Raw genomic sequence first — 14,581 nt, forward strand, 5'->3', positions numbered from 1 at the left:
CGCCTAGCGAGAAAAAAGCAGCCTTCGGGCTGCTTTTTTGCTTTTTGCCCTCCGAAAATGTGATTGCCATGACTACCCGAGACCAGGAAATCCAGCGCCGCACCGAGCTGTCGGTGACCCGCGTGACCAAGGCGGTGTTCCCCAACACCACCAACCACCACAACACCTTGTTCGGCGGCACCGCCCTGGCGTGGATGGACGAGGTGTCGTTCATCGCCGCCACACGTTTCTGCCGCCTGCCGCTGGTGACCGTGTCCACCGACCGCATCGACTTCAAGCACCCGATCCCGGCGGGTTCGATCGTCGAACTGGTGGGTTCGGTCATCAAGGTAGGTAACACCAGCTTGCAGGTGCAGGTGGATGTGTTCGTCGAGAACATGTACCTGGATGGGCGCGAGCGGGCGATCCACGGGGTGTTCAGCTTCGTTGCCATCGACGAGGACAAGCGCCCGGTGCCTGTTTTGCCGCAGATCTGATTACTCCTGTACTGGCCCTATCGCCGGCAAGCCAGCTCCCACAGGTACTGCACAGTATTCAATGCCTGTGGGGTTCCTGTGGGAGCTGGCTTGCCGGCGATAGGGCCAGTACAGACAACCCCCAAGCTGCTGTGAAACACTAGCCCCACCTTCAACACCAGCAGCCCCCGAATGCCCGCCCTAGACCACCCCCTGATCGACCAGTTCCTCGACGCCCTGTGGCTCGAAAAGGGCCTGTCCGACAACACCCGCGTGTCCTACCGCAGCGACCTGGCCCTGTTCAACGGCTGGCTGCAGGAACGTTCCGTCAGCCTTCCCGACGCCGGCCGCGAGCTGATTCTCGACCACCTGGCCTGGCGCCTCGACCAGGGTTACAAGCCACGTTCCACGGCACGCTTCCTGTCCGGCCTGCGCGGATTCTTCCGCTACTTGCTGCGGGAAAAACTGGTAGCCATCGACCCGACCCTGCAGGTCGAGATGCCGCAGCTGGGCAAGCCACTGCCCAAGTCGTTGTCCGAAGCTGACGTCGAAGCGTTGTTGCAGGCCCCGGACCTGGGCGAAGCCATCGGCCAGCGTGATCGCGCCATGCTCGAAGTGCTCTACGCCTGCGGCCTGCGAGTCACCGAACTGGTCAGCCTGGCCCTTGACCAGGTCAACTTGCGCCAGGGTGTGCTGCGAGTGATGGGCAAGGGCAGCAAGGAGCGCCTGGTGCCCATGGGGGAAGAGGCGGTGCTGTGGTTGCAGCGCTACCTGCGCGATGGCCGCGCCGAACTGCTCAATGGCCGCCCCAGCGACGTCTTGTTTCCCAGCCTGCGCGGTGAGCAGATGACCCGCCAGACCTTCTGGCATCGCATCAAGCACCATGCCCGGGTCGCCGGCATCGACAAACCGCTGTCGCCGCATACCCTGCGCCATGCCTTCGCCACTCATCTGCTAAACCATGGTGCCGACCTGCGTGTGGTGCAGATGCTGCTGGGTCACAGTGACTTGTCAACCACACAGATCTACACCCATGTCGCCAAGGCCCGCCTGCAGCAACTGCATGCCCAGCACCACCCGCGTGGATGAATGTTTTTCATGTTCCGCCGACTGGTCCTTGCAAGGCCCTTCACCGGCGGTGTGATGTGATAGGCTTGGGCGGTTTGCACCAAGGGCCGCACGGTCACCGCGTATTTTCCGCAAGTGACGCCCTCCGGCCCCTGTCCGCCTTCAGGAGTTCCCATGCGCGTGACCCAGTTTTTCGCCGCCGCCGCGTTGGCGCTGGCCAGTACCTTTGCCGTTGCCGCGGCAACCGACAGCAATACCGCTGCCGAGCAGGCTATCCGTAAGTCGTTGCAGAACCTCGAGCTTGAAGTGCCCGTCGAAAGCGTGGCCAGCAGCCCGGTCAGCGGCCTGTATGAAGTCAAGCTGCAGGGCGGCCGTGTGCTGTATGCCAGCGGCGACGGCCAGTTCGTGATGCAGGGCTACCTGTTCCAGATCCAGGACGGCAAGCCGGTCAACCTCACCGAGAAGACCGAGCGCCTGGGCATTGCCAAGCTCATCAACGGCATTCCAGCTGCCGAGATGGTGGTTTATCCTGCCAAGGGCGAGACCAAATCGCACATTACCGTGTTTACCGACACCACCTGCCCGTACTGCCACAAGCTGCACGCCGAAGTGCCCGAACTCAACCGCCGCGGTATCGAAGTGCGCTATGTCGCCTTCCCGCGCCAGGGCCTCGGTTCGCCGGGTGACCAGCAGTTGCAGGCCGTCTGGTGTTCCAGCGACCGCCGTGCGGCGATGGACAAGATGGTCGAGGGTGAGGAAATCAAGGCCGCCAAGTGCGCCAACCCGGTCAGCAAGCAGTTCCAGCTGGGCCAGTCGATCGGCGTCAACGGCACGCCGGCGATCGTCCTTGAAAGCGGCCAGGTCATTCCGGGCTACCAGCCGGCGCCACAGGTCGCCAAGCTGGCACTGGCCAAGTAATCCAATTCAGTACGCCGTCGTCATGGGGTGACGGCATGTTTCACGGTCGGCATAGGTGCCGGCCGTACAATGGGGAGTTCACAGTGAAACCGGTCAAAGTAGGCATCTGTGGGTTGGGGACCGTCGGTGGCGGAACCTTCAATGTACTTCAGCGCAACGCCGAGGAGATCGCCCGCCGTGCCGGGCGCGGTATTGAAGTGGCACAGATTGCCATGCGCTCGCAGAACCCGAACTGCCAGATTACCGGTACCCCCATTACCGCTGACGTGTTCGAAGTTGCGAGCAACCCGGAGATCGACATTGTCATCGAACTGATCGGTGGCTACACCGTGGCCCGCGACCTGGTGCTCAAGGCCATCGAAAACGGCAAGCACGTGGTCACCGCCAACAAGGCGCTGATTGCCGTGCACGGCAATGAAATCTTCGCCAAGGCCCGCGAGAAGGGCGTGATCGTTGCCTTCGAAGCGGCTGTGGCCGGTGGCATCCCGGTGATCAAGGCCATCCGCGAAGGCCTGTCGGCCAACCACATCAACTGGCTGGCCGGTATCATCAACGGCACCGGCAACTTCATCCTCACCGAAATGCGTGAGAAGGGCCGTGCCTTCCCGGACGTGCTGGCCGAAGCCCAGGCGCTGGGTTACGCCGAAGCCGACCCGACGTTTGACGTTGAAGGCATCGATGCCGCGCACAAGCTGACCATTCTCGCCTCTATCGCTTTCGGCATCCCGCTGCAATTCGACAAGGCCTACACCGAAGGCATCACTCAGCTGACCACTGCTGACGTGAATTACGCCGAAGCCCTGGGCTACCGCATCAAGCACCTGGGCGTGGCCCGCCGTACTGCCGAAGGTATCGAGCTGCGCGTTCACCCTACGCTGATCCCGGCCGACCGCCTGATCGCCAACGTCAATGGCGTGATGAACGCCGTCATGGTCAACGGCGATGCTGCCGGTTCCACCCTGTACTACGGCGCGGGTGCCGGCATGGAGCCTACCGCTTCGTCGGTGGTCGGCGACCTGGTCGATGTGGTCCGCGCCATGACCTCCGATCCGGAAAACCGCGTGCCGCACCTGGCCTTCCAGCCGGATTCGCTGTCGGCCCACCCGATCCTGCCGATCGAAGCCTGCGAAAGCGCCTACTACCTGCGCATCCAGGCCAAGGATCACCCGGGCGTATTGGCCCAGGTGGCCAGCATCCTCTCGGAGCGTGGCATCAACATCGAGTCGATCATGCAGAAGGAAGTCGAGGAGCAGGACGGCCTGGTGCCGATGATCCTGCTGACCCACCGCGTGGTCGAGCAGCGCATCAACGACGCTATCGTCGCCCTGGAAGCCTTGCAGGACGTAGTCGGCAAGGTCGTGCGCATTCGCGTCGAACAGCTCAACTAACAATAGTGCCGGCAGGCCGCCAGCGTGGCCCCGGCCCCAGCATCGAAGGTTTGCACCCATGCGCTATATCAGTACCCGCGGCCAGGCACCGGCCCTGAATTTCGAAGACGTCCTGCTGGCTGGCCTGGCCAGCGACGGCGGCCTGTACGTCCCGGAAAACCTGCCACGCTTCACCCAGGAAGAAATCGCCTCGTGGGCCGGCCTGCCGTACCACGAACTGGCCTTCCGGGTGATGCGCCCGTTCGTCGAAGGCAGTATCGCCGACGCCGACTTCAAGAAGATCCTCGAAGAAACCTACGGCGAGTTCGCCCACGCCGCAGTTGCCCCGCTGCGTCAGCTGAACAGCAACGAGTGGGTACTGGAGCTGTTCCACGGCCCGACCCTGGCGTTCAAGGACTTCGCCCTGCAACTGCTCGGTCGCCTGCTCGATCACGTACTGGCCAAGCGCAACGAGCGCGTGGTGATCATCGGCGCCACCAGCGGTGATACCGGTTCTGCCGCCATCGAAGGCTGCCGCCGTTGCGACAACGTCGACATCTTCATCCTGCACCCGCATCAGCGCGTGTCGGAAGTGCAGCGCCGGCAGATGACTACCATCTTCGGTGACAACATCCACAACATCGCCATCGAAGGCAACTTCGACGACTGCCAGGAAATGGTCAAGGCCAGCTTCGCCGACCAGTCGTTCCTCAAGGGCACCCGCCTGGTTGCCGTCAATTCGATCAACTGGGCGCGGATCATGGCCCAGATCGTCTATTACTTCCACGCGGCCCTGCAGCTGGGTGGCCCGGCGCGTTCCGTGGCGTTTTCGGTGCCGACCGGCAATTTCGGCGACATCTTTGCCGGCTACCTGGCACGTAACATGGGCCTGCCGGTCAGCCAGCTGATCGTCGCCACCAACCGCAATGACATCCTGCACCGCTTCATGAGCGGCAACCAGTACGTCAAGGAAACCCTGCACGCGACCCTGTCGCCGTCGATGGACATCATGGTCTCGTCCAACTTCGAGCGCCTGCTGTTCGACCTGCACGGTCGCAACGGCGGCGCCATTGCCGAGCTGATGGCCAACTTCAAGCAAGGTGGCGGCTTCAGCGTCGAGCAAGACCGCTGGACCGAAGCGCGCAAGCTGTTCGACTCGCTGGCAGTGAGCGATGAGCAAACCTGCGAGACGATCGCCGAAGTGTTCGCCGCTACCGGTGAGGTGCTGGACCCGCACACTGCAATCGGCGTCAAGGCCGCCCGCGAGTGCCGCCGCAGCCTGGACACGCCGATGGTGGTGCTGGGTACCGCGCACCCGGTCAAGTTCCCGGAAGCGGTGGAGAAGGCCGGTGTAGGCAAGGCGCTGGAGCTGCCGGCGCACCTCAGCGACCTGTTCAGCCGTGAAGAGCGTTGCACGGTGCTGGCCAATGACCTGAAGGCTGTGCAGGGCTTTGTCAGCCAGCATGGTAATCGCGGCAAGCCGCTGTAAATATCGGGGCCGCTCTGCGGCCCATCGCCGAACCGCGGCGATGGGCCGCAAAGCAGCCCTGCTTCCCCGACTCTTCCCAGTGCTGCATCAGAAAAGTCCTATTCAGATAGCCCAGCGCCAAGACTAAATTAGCCGGTCCTCCCACCAGGAGCGGCTCATGCACCAGCCCTACGTGTTGATTCACCAGGCTCGCCCATCCCATCAGATCCTCCTGCACCAGGCCCTCAACGCCCAGGGCATCTTCCATGTGCGCATCAGCGAAACCAGCGCGGACCTCGATGCCTGCCTGAATGCCGATCACAGCCCCGATCTGCTGATCCTTGATCATGCCATGCCAACCCGGGCCGGACTTGCCGTGCTCAAGCAGCAGCGAACACGCGCTTTGCTGTTCGTGGGCCAGGCCACCCCCAGGCGCCGCAACCTGGCCCAAGAGGCCAGAAGCCGCGGGCTGTGGGTGCTCGCCGAGCTGCCCTGGCCGCTGTCGATGCCACGCCTGCAGCGTGCCCTGCAAACCATGCAGGTGCGCCCCGGGCGGCGTATTCAAACTGTCACGTCTGCCCAGCATGCTCACTGAAGCAGCCGCGGTGTAACGAACTTTCCGCTGCGTCTGTTGGTCAGTTCCTCTACACCCCACCACGCAGCGAGTGATCCGGATGGAAAGAATCTGCAGACTGCTCAACGAAGCCCTGACACCCTATCAGGCCCACCTCGGCATCGCCGATGCCCAGGGTAATCGCCAACTGACCGTTCACGACAGCCTCGCCGGCATCACCCTGCGGCGCACGGTCAGCGAGCGCCAGTTGCAGGAACAACGCCTGTTGATCGACCTGGTGGATGGCCTGCACCGTGATCTGCAGATTGCCGAAGGGCGTTTGCAGCCCTGTGTGATCGCAGCCCTGCAGCAGCGCCAGCAACCCCACGGAACCTTTGCCTGAGTGGCTTATCAGAGACAGTAAGGGCAGCCAGCCAGTGCTTTGCTCCGGCGCTGGCAAGGCTGTCACGGGAAGCCCCAAGGGCTTTCGCTTGGCCCCGGGCGTGTTTCCCCAGCGTCCGGGGTTTCTTTTTTTTGCTGGCTGGCACATATCCTTGTAGGAGCGGCCTTGTGTCGCGATGGGCCGCAAAGCGGCCCCGGCAATCTTCGCTGCGAAGCTGAAAATGTGGGGCCGCTACGCGCCCCGTCGCGACACAAGGCCGCTCCTACAGGTGCCGGGCAGGCTAGTGGTCTTCGAAGAAGCGCTTGCTCTCTTCCAGGTAGCTTTCCTGCAACGCCGGGTCCAGCCAGCGTGCATACAACGCCGGCAGCACATTGCGGCGCAGGGCAGGCAGCAGCTGGTCGATGTGCGCAATCGCTTCACGCCCCAGCTCGCTGTTCGAACAGCCTACATGCAGGAACTGGTAGCGGTTCACACCCTGTACAGGATGAAACCGGTAATCGGCCAGTGTTCCACCCTGCTGCTCGACCAGGTAGCGCACTTCGGGCCAGTAGCCGAGCACCATACGCAGGCGCCCCAGCTGTTGCATCTGCAACAGGTTGGCGGTGGCGTCGTTGCCATAGTGGCGGCTGAGCGCGGTATCGGGCAACTGGCGCAGGATGGCGTCGATCTGCGTGCCATAGCTGCGCTCGGCGACAACCCCCAGCTTCAGCGGGGTCTTGCTCAGCAGGCCATGCAGGTCCACCTGCTGGTCATCGAGGTAAGGCGCCACCAGCGCCTCGCTGTCCTTGCGCAGCACCAGGCCGCCACTGAGCACGCCCAAAGAGGGTGTGGAAAAGCGCACATACTCGGCGCGCTCCGGTGTCCACAGCAGGGTCGGGTCACAGGTGAAACTTTTCGGATCCTGCAGCATCTGGATACCGCGGGCGCGGTTGACCCGCACGATGCTGTGGTCGTACTCGGGCATCTGCCCGATCAGCAGCGGCAACAGCTGGTCGATAACCCCTTGGCCGGTTCCCGGCCCTTCGAAAATGGTGAACGGCGGCAGGTCACGCACCAGCCAGAAGATGCGCTCCTTGGCGCTGGCAGGCTGCAGCAGCAACGCCGGCAGCAGCCCGCACAGCAGGGCCAGGTAACGTACGCAACGGGCCGCGCGCATGGACCAGGGCCGCGCCAGGGTCAGACCGTGCCTGCTGCGCGCAGGCTGGCGATGGCCGCGGTGTCGTAGCCCAGGCTGCCGAGCAGCGCCTCGGTGTGTTCGCCCAGCGCCGGGCCGACCCACTCGGTGGAACCGGGGGTGTCCGAGAGCTTGGGCACGATGCCCGGCATGCGGAACGGCTTGCCGTCCGGCAGTTTGCCCTGCAGGAACATTTCGCGTGCCAGGTACTGCGGGTCACTGAACATGTCCTCGGCCGAATAGATGCGGCTGGCCGGTACTTCGGCGGTGTTCAGCACCTGCATCAGTTGCTCCAGCGGCAGGCTGTTGGCCCAGCGGTCGATCACCCCGTACAGCTCGTCACGGCGCAGGTCGCGGCCATCGTTGGTGGCCAGGCTCGGGTCGTCGGCCAGGTCGGTGCGGCCAATGGCCTGCATGAAGCGCTTGAAGATCGCATCGCCGTTGGCGCCAATCTGCACATGCTTGCCGTCGGCGCTGGTGTGGATGGAGGAGGGCGTGATGCCCGGCATGATGTTGCCGGTGCGTTCGCGGATAAAGCCGAACACATCGAACTCCGGGACCATGCTTTCCATCATGGCAAAGATCGCCTCGTACAGGGCCACATCCACCACCTGGCCCTGGCCGCCGTTGACTTCCCGGTGCCGCAGTGCCATCAGTGCGCCGATCACCCCCCACAGGGCGGCAATCGAGTCACCGATCGAAATGCCGGTGCGCACGGGTGGGCGGTCGTCGAAACCGGTGATGTAGCGCAGGCCACCCATCGACTCGCCCACGGCGCCGAAGCCCGGCTGGTCCTTCATCGGCCCGGTCTGGCCGAAGCCCGACAGGCGCACCATTACCAGGCGCGGATTGAGTGCATGCAGCACGTCCCAACCCAGGCCGAGTTTTTCCAGCACGCCCGGGCGGAAGTTCTCGATCAGGATGTCGGCATCGGCCAGCAGGCGCTTGAGAATCTCGCGACCTTCGGGGTGCTTGAGGTTTAGGGTAAGCGACTGCTTGTTGCGGGCCTGCACGAACCACCACAGCGAGGTGCCCTCGTACAGCTTGCGCCATTTGCGCAACGGGTCGCCGCCGTCGGGCGATTCGACCTTGACCACCTCGGCGCCGAATTCGGCACAGATGCGCGAGGCGAACGGGCCAGCAATGAGGGTGCCGAGTTCGACAACTTTGAGGCCGGCGAGGGGTTTGCTGGGCGTAGTCATGGGGCATCCGTGGCAGCTGGGCAGAGGCGTGGTTTTATCATAGGTCCGAAGCGGCAGATACTGCTGCGGGGCAACGAAGGACAGTATCGGTTAGACTGTGCCACTTTTCTTTGCGCAAGAAGCCCGTCGACCATGGCCCAGCCGTCCACTACCTACAAATTCGAACTGAACCTGACCGACCTCGACCGCGGCGTGTACGAAAACGTCCGGCAGACTATCGCCCGCCACCCTTCGGAAACCGAAGAACGCATGGCCGTGCGCCTGCTGGCCTACGCCCTTTGGTACAACGAAAACCTGTCGTTCGGCCGTGGTTTGTCCGATGTGGACGAAGCGGCGCTGTGGGAAAAGAGCCTGGACGATCGCATCCTGCACTGGATCGAAGTGGGCCAGCCGGACGCCGACCGCCTGACCTGGTGCTCGCGCCGTACCGAGCGCACAAGCCTGCTGGCCTACGGCAGCCTGCGGGTATGGCAGAACAAGGTGGTAGATGCCGTCAAGGGCCTGAAGAACCTGAGCATCGCTGCCGTGCCGCAGGAGGTGCTGGAAACCCTCGCCACCGACATGCCCCGTACCATCAAGTGGGACGTGATGATCAGCGAAGGCACCTTGTTCGTCACCGACGACCGTGGCCAGCACGAAGTGCAGCTGGAGTGGCTCCTGGGTGAGCGCGGCTGAACTACCCCATGCGTATCGAACCTCGCCCGCTGCCGCCGACCCTGCCATTCCTGGGTAACCTGCCACCCTTGCTGACCCGCCTGTACGCCGCGCGCGGCGTGCAGAGCGAGGCCGAGCTGGACAAAAGCCTCGCGCGCCTGCTGCCGTACCAGCAGCTCAAGGGCATCGAGGCCGGCGTGGACCTGCTGGTCGAGGCTATCGACCAGCGCCAGCGCATCCTCATCGTTGGTGACTTCGATGCCGACGGTGCCACTGCCAGCACTGTCGGCGTGCTGGGCCTGCGCCTGCTGGGGGCGGCCCATGTCGATTACCTTGTGCCCAACCGCTTCGAATACGGTTACGGCCTGACCCCGGAAATCGTCGAGGTGGCACTGCAACGTCAGCCGCAGTTGTTGATCACCGTGGACAACGGTATTTCCAGCGTGGACGGTGTGGCGGCCGCCAAGGCCGCCGGGCTCAAGGTGCTGGTCACCGACCACCACCTGCCGGGCGCAGAGTTGCCCGATGCCGACGCGATCATCAACCCCAACCAGCCGGGCTGTAGCTTTCCGAGCAAGGCGCTGGCCGGGGTAGGGGTGATCTTCTACGTGCTAATGGCGCTGCGTGCGCGCCTGCGCAGCCTGGGGCGCTACGAAACGCAGCCACAGCCGAACATCGGCGAACTGCTTGACCTGGTTGCCCTGGGCAGCGTCGCCGATGTGGTGCCATTGGATGCCAACAACCGCATCCTGGTGCACCAGGGCCTCGAACGCATTCGCGCCGGCCGCGCCCGGCCAGGGCTCAAGGCCATTCTGGAGGTGGCCCGTCGCGATCACCGGCGCATCACCTCGACCGACCTCGGCTTCATCCTCGGCCCACGGCTGAACGCTGCCGGGCGCCTGGACGACATGAGCCTGGGTATCGAATGCCTGCTCTGTGAAGACGCGGCCCAGGCCCAGGACATGGCCCAGCAGCTGGACGACCTGAACCAGGACCGCAAGTCCATCGAACAAGGCATGCAGCGCGAGGCCCTGGCGCAGCTCAAGGACCTGCCGGTCGAGTCCATGCCCTATGGCCTGTGTCTGTTCGATGCCGACTGGCACCAAGGTGTTATCGGAATTCTGGCATCGCGCCTGAAGGAGCGTTACCACCGGCCTACCATTGCTTTCGCCGACGCTGGCGAGGGTATGCTCAAAGGGTCGGCGCGTTCGGTGCCGGGGTTCCATATTCGTGATGCGCTGGATGCCGTGGCAGCGCGTCATCCGCAACTGATCAGCAAGTTCGGTGGCCATGCGATGGCGGCAGGGTTGTCATTGCCCGAGGCCAATTTCCCGGCATTTGCCGAGGCGTTCGACGAAGAAGTACGGCGCCAGTTGCGTGAAGAGGACCTGACCGGCCGCTTGTTGTCCGATGGCAGCCTGGCGGTGGAGGAGTTCCACCTCGACCTGGCCAAGGCCCTGCGCCATGCCGGGCCCTGGGGGCAGCACTTCCCCGAGCCGCTGTTCCATGGCGTGTTCCAGCTGGTGGAGCAGCGTGTGGTCGGTGAGCGGCACTTGAAGGTGGTGCTCAAGAGCGAATGTGGCTCGGTGCGGCTGGATGGCATTGCCTTCGGTATCGACCGCGAAGTGTGGCCGAACCCGACGGTGCGCTGGGTGGAGTTGGCGTACAAGCTGGATGTGAACGAGTTTCGTGGCAATGAAAGTGTGCAGTTGATGATTGCGCACATGGAGCCGCGCTGAGGGCAAGTACTGCGGCTCCCGCAACTCTGTAGGTATGGCACAAGGCCTTGATGCCAGGTGAAGATCCCTGTGGGAGCGGGCATGCCCGCGAACACCGGCAAAGCCGGTGCCATCCACCGAGTCGCTGCTTCGCGGGCATGCCCGCTCCCACAGGGCCTGCACCGGGCTTGCGGCTTGCGCTGTACCTGTGGGAACTCCCACCTCGACCACATTGCCCTCAAGGCTTAGCGCTATCCCTGTGGGAGCGGGCAAGCCCGCGAACACCGGCGAAGCCGGTGCCATCCACCGAGTCGCCTGCTCCGCGGGTAAACCCACAGATACAACTGTTACTGGCTGAATTCGGATTGCCTTTTGCGCTTCCGGTTTTGCCAGTGCATAACGCCTGCTGCGACGAACGAAGCCAGGCTTAGCAGTGAGAAGAACACAATTCCCTCGACTGCTTCCCGGTTGTAAGTCTCTATCACATACTGCTTGATTACCTGATCGTACAAAATCTCATCGCTGGTCGATAATCGTCTAACGATTGAACCGGATAAAGCATCTTCGACATCTACAAATAGGGGCGTTGTCTTAGTCAGGTTGACGGCATCGAGGCGGGCTTTTTCTGCGTAAACCCATGTTTTGATCAGCTTACCGCCTGGTTCAGTGTAAGAAATACCAAAACCGTAGAACGACTTGTCATGCTCCCAAAGTTGTGGTTTTGATGTAAGAGTGGCTGGGACGCGTACCCAAGGGGCTGTTACCGGCTGTGTACTGCTTTTCCAACTCGTTAGGAATATTGGGATAAAGCATAAGAAAATAAAGCCGATGAGTAACATGCATGTCATTCGCTTATGGGGTTCCAAAGCCTGCATGATCTCGATCCACGCACGCCAAGTCAACATCAGTAAATTTCTCCTAAGGGTGAAGCCTTCTAACGATACTTGTCTTGCTGCGGGGCAGAGCAACAAGCGTACTTGTCTTGGCCTCCACCTATGATGGTGGTGATTGATGGGCGAGGACCTGCAGGCGGTTGTCCATTAATGCTGTCAATTCCCACAGTGATCGTAGCGCCGCCACTAGTAGATGGCGGCGGCTGAATGGGTGGGTTCACACCGCCATAAATAACGGGGTGTCCCCAATTGTTGACTTGAAAAAGCTCTAATCTTCTTGTGCCTAGCTGGATTTCCAGCGTATCGGGGTGCCATGTGACTACTTGGATTAATCCGCCGAAATGATTTTTTATGGTCTCTGGGTCAGTAATGGCTAAGTTTGGGGCTAATATAGGTTTTGGTGATTCGCTGGATATGTCGTGTGTTTTTAAGTTATTCATGATCGGCACTATGGTCGTTGCGATGTTTTTAGCTAGCTCTGAATTATATGTGCCTAGTAAGCTGGCGCCCAACGCGACAGCGGTGAATACACCAGCGGTATAAGGGGCCGTCGCCAGTAATGCGAATCCCGCTACCACACCAGCTACGTTGCCTACCAAATTGACGTAGTCGCCATCTTTTGGCTCTTTTCCTTCCTTGGACTCAGCAACGATCTTCAAAAAAGTCACTGTACCCGCGAGAGTATTAGTAACGATATTCAGAAATGGTACTGCTCCTGCAGTCATTTGCGTTACGGACAGCACGGAGGCAATGGCACTAGCGGTCTGCGCGGTCTGCACAACTAGCGAAAAGCCTTGATTGTCGGTGGTGAACTGGTCATGCACCGCAGCAGCTGCGCCTGCTTGGAATCCAGGGTTTCCAACTTTGTCAACCATGGCCACAAATATCTCGACCCGTTTAGTCATATTTTGAAATCCTTGTTTATTGTCTTGAATGCAATGGTGGTGCGCAGACGGTCGCAGTCTGTGGTTGGTGAGTTAGCTCGGTGCGGTATTTCACCGTCGAAGATTGCGATGCGCCTTGGTTTGGGTAGCGCCGCAGCGATAACGTCCGTCTTGGCATCATTGCAGAATAAAAGCTCACCTCCCCATGTCGTTGCCCAGTAGTCGTTACAGAAAAGGACTGCGGTATGCCCAGGCTCGCTTGGCAGGTTGTCTCGGTGAATCGGGCTGTCCTGCCCAACGGTCTGACCGTTTGCATACACGCCGATGAGTTTGGAGTTTTTCATGTGTCCAGCGCATAGACGTTGCCAGATGTTGATGAGAAATCCCCAACGCTCGTTTGCAGCCAGTTCTTGCTCACAACATTCCAGTGATTCACGCTTGCTCCCTGCAATGAAGAAATGCCAGCAGGGGCGAGCGAAGGGCGTAGAATTTACTGGCCAGTCATATCGCCAAAGGGTGTGTGAGAACGCGTTGTTAAGTTTGGCTTGTTCATCAAGTGTAATGGCATTATCTAGAATGCTTATGTCACTTGAAGCGAATTGTCTTTGCATTGGCTATCTCTCAAGTCTTGTACAGTGCCTTAAAGGCTGTTAGCCGGGTAATGGTGGCTGGTGCAAGGAGACATTAGTCAATTGGTGTTCTGGATTCGATAGGATATGAGAGTTACTGATTGAGAAGATTTTCCGAAGCTGATGTGGCTCGTGAGGCAATTGGCTGTGGGAAACATTCCGTTGCCCCGGTGTGCCGGGGCAAGAAGGTGTACATGGGGGAGGTGACCCATTCATGTATGGAGTAATTACTGGTCCTTAGCCGAGTAACAGTGACACCAACCTCAACGCGACATACCTAACTCGGCATCATCCATCAACGCCTTGGCCATCGCGCTAAGGTAATGGGCAGCCCAGATCATCATGGGTTTCTCATCCATCAGGCCGACTATAGTCAGCTCCTGTACATACCCCATCAATTCCGAAGCCTGATCACGGGCGTCTCGGCACGGAATGCCCGCTTCGATGCGAAACAGGGGGTGGGTTTGGTTTTCACCTTGGAAGAAAGTGGTTTTGCCGACGGTGAACTGTGTGTCGTCTGTGCTCATTGATCCCTCTCCTGAAGTCTTTCGAGTGCCTGTCCTGGCTTCTTCGCGGGTGAACCCGCTCCCACAAGGTCATCACAGGCATCAAGGCTTGCGCTTTACGTGTGGGAGCGGGTTTACCCGCGAAGAGGCCGGTAAATCCAACCTCAGTGCCGGCTGATCTTGATCTCCAAAGCCAGGGACAACGGATTTAGGTTCTTGTCGGAAGAAAAATCGAAATGAGGGGGTGGATCAGGGACTGTCTTTTTCATATCAATCACTCGTATGGCTACTGATTGACCGCCCTCTCCGATTCCACACGAAGGGTGGCAGTTGTACGCGGTGTGGAATCCAGGCTACGAGTAAACCCGGTAGGCTTTGCGGCCTTCCGCGCACAACTGCCATGACGACAGCTACTCGTTAATTGATCGGGATTCCACCCCCGGCCGCTGAGTGCCAGCGACCAGCAAAGGCTAGAGAGTCAGGATTCCACTCACAATCAGACGCGAGTCGACAGGAGTTGTAGGGTATTTCCTTAGGCTGGGAATCACCACATCTGGGTCGTAGGGGATGTCTGAAATACCTGCCAGAGTGCTTGCCTTTAGCGGCGGTCAGGGCTGCCAGGTGCCTGACTTTAGTGTGATGTCGCCAAACACCTCGCACCCACGCCCCCCCCGCACCCCCCAAGCAAC

The 14,581-nt window shown here is 60.9% G+C and carries 15 protein-coding genes; 9 read left to right on the top strand and 6 right to left on the bottom strand.

Features of this window, described 5'->3' with window-relative positions; translation table 11 throughout:
- The first annotated feature begins 68 nt into the window (after positions 1 to 68).
- The 7 genes from CAF70_RS09150 to CAF70_RS09180 all read left to right on the top strand — a co-directional run bounded on the left by CAF70_RS09150 (position 69) and on the right by CAF70_RS09180 (position 6,232).
- The gene (locus CAF70_RS09150) at positions 69 to 476 is read left to right on the top strand and encodes an acyl-CoA thioesterase (protein WP_085624187.1); all 408 of its coding nucleotides are present in this window, start codon (positions 69 to 71) and stop codon (positions 474 to 476) included.
- 171 nt (positions 477 to 647) lie between these two features.
- Entirely contained in the window at positions 648 to 1,544 is an 897-nt protein-coding gene (gene xerD / locus CAF70_RS09155) for a site-specific tyrosine recombinase XerD (RefSeq protein WP_085624189.1), read from the top strand.
- Between the two features lie 153 nt (positions 1,545 to 1,697).
- The gene (locus CAF70_RS09160) at positions 1,698 to 2,441 is read left to right on the top strand and encodes a thioredoxin fold domain-containing protein (protein ID WP_085624191.1); all 744 of its coding nucleotides are present in this window, start codon (positions 1,698 to 1,700) and stop codon (positions 2,439 to 2,441) included.
- An 83-nt stretch (positions 2,442 to 2,524) separates the two neighbouring features.
- Positions 2,525 to 3,829 (top strand): homoserine dehydrogenase, encoded by a 1,305-nt coding sequence (locus CAF70_RS09165; RefSeq protein ID WP_085624193.1) that lies wholly within the window; start codon positions 2,525 to 2,527, stop codon positions 3,827 to 3,829.
- A 58-nt stretch (positions 3,830 to 3,887) separates the two neighbouring features.
- Positions 3,888 to 5,297 (top strand): threonine synthase, encoded by a 1,410-nt coding sequence (thrC, locus tag CAF70_RS09170; protein ID WP_010952565.1) that lies wholly within the window; start codon positions 3,888 to 3,890, stop codon positions 5,295 to 5,297.
- Positions 5,298 to 5,454: 157 nt separating this feature from the next.
- Complete coding sequence (locus CAF70_RS09175; protein WP_085624195.1) at positions 5,455 to 5,871, top strand: response regulator; 417 nt, start codon at positions 5,455 to 5,457, stop codon at positions 5,869 to 5,871.
- Positions 5,872 to 5,950: 79 nt separating this feature from the next.
- The gene (locus CAF70_RS09180) at positions 5,951 to 6,232 is read left to right on the top strand and encodes a DUF3509 domain-containing protein (RefSeq protein ID WP_085624197.1); all 282 of its coding nucleotides are present in this window, start codon (positions 5,951 to 5,953) and stop codon (positions 6,230 to 6,232) included.
- 280 nt (positions 6,233 to 6,512) lie between these two features.
- Here the strand turns inward: CAF70_RS09180 and CAF70_RS09185 are convergent, their stop codons facing one another.
- Together CAF70_RS09185 and CAF70_RS09190 are read right to left on the bottom strand one after the other, a co-directional pair.
- Complete coding sequence (locus CAF70_RS09185) at positions 6,513 to 7,388, bottom strand: TIGR02285 family protein (RefSeq protein WP_085624199.1); 876 nt, start codon at positions 7,386 to 7,388, stop codon at positions 6,513 to 6,515.
- A 20-nt stretch (positions 7,389 to 7,408) separates the two neighbouring features.
- Positions 7,409 to 8,608, bottom strand: a complete 1,200-nt coding sequence (locus CAF70_RS09190; protein ID WP_085624201.1) for a CaiB/BaiF CoA-transferase family protein — start codon at positions 8,606 to 8,608, stop codon at positions 7,409 to 7,411.
- 132 nt (positions 8,609 to 8,740) lie between these two features.
- Here CAF70_RS09190 and CAF70_RS09195 point away from each other — a divergent pair, with 132 nt between their 5' ends.
- Both CAF70_RS09195 and recJ read left to right on the top strand, forming a co-directional pair.
- Positions 8,741 to 9,283, top strand: coding sequence for a YaeQ family protein (locus CAF70_RS09195; RefSeq protein ID WP_013971198.1), 543 nt, complete (start codon positions 8,741 to 8,743; stop codon positions 9,281 to 9,283).
- Between the two features lie 8 nt (positions 9,284 to 9,291).
- Positions 9,292 to 11,001: a single-stranded-DNA-specific exonuclease RecJ gene (gene recJ / locus CAF70_RS09200; protein WP_085624204.1), complete on the top strand. Its 1,710-nt coding sequence runs from the start codon at positions 9,292 to 9,294 to the stop codon at positions 10,999 to 11,001.
- A 326-nt stretch (positions 11,002 to 11,327) separates the two neighbouring features.
- On the opposite strand, the gene CAF70_RS09205 is transcribed toward recJ, so the two are convergent.
- From CAF70_RS09205 to CAF70_RS09220, 4 genes are all read right to left on the bottom strand, one after another.
- Positions 11,328 to 11,885 (bottom strand): hypothetical protein, encoded by a 558-nt coding sequence (locus tag CAF70_RS09205; protein WP_085624206.1) that lies wholly within the window; start codon positions 11,883 to 11,885, stop codon positions 11,328 to 11,330.
- 29 nt (positions 11,886 to 11,914) lie between these two features.
- Positions 11,915 to 12,778, bottom strand: a complete 864-nt coding sequence (locus CAF70_RS09210; RefSeq protein WP_085624208.1) for a hypothetical protein — start codon at positions 12,776 to 12,778, stop codon at positions 11,915 to 11,917.
- Entirely contained in the window at positions 12,775 to 13,368 is a 594-nt protein-coding gene (locus CAF70_RS09215; RefSeq protein WP_085624210.1) for a 2OG-Fe(II) oxygenase, read from the bottom strand. Before CAF70_RS09215 ends, CAF70_RS09210 begins: the two co-directional genes overlap by 4 nt.
- 281 nt (positions 13,369 to 13,649) lie before the next feature.
- Positions 13,650 to 13,913 (bottom strand): DUF3077 domain-containing protein, encoded by a 264-nt coding sequence (locus CAF70_RS09220; protein WP_085624212.1) that lies wholly within the window; start codon positions 13,911 to 13,913, stop codon positions 13,650 to 13,652.
- Between the last annotated feature and the right edge of the window lie 668 nt (positions 13,914 to 14,581).

This window comes from Pseudomonas sp. B19(2017) (assembly GCF_002113165.1).
In the GTDB taxonomy this organism is placed as follows: domain Bacteria; phylum Pseudomonadota; class Gammaproteobacteria; order Pseudomonadales; family Pseudomonadaceae; genus Aquipseudomonas.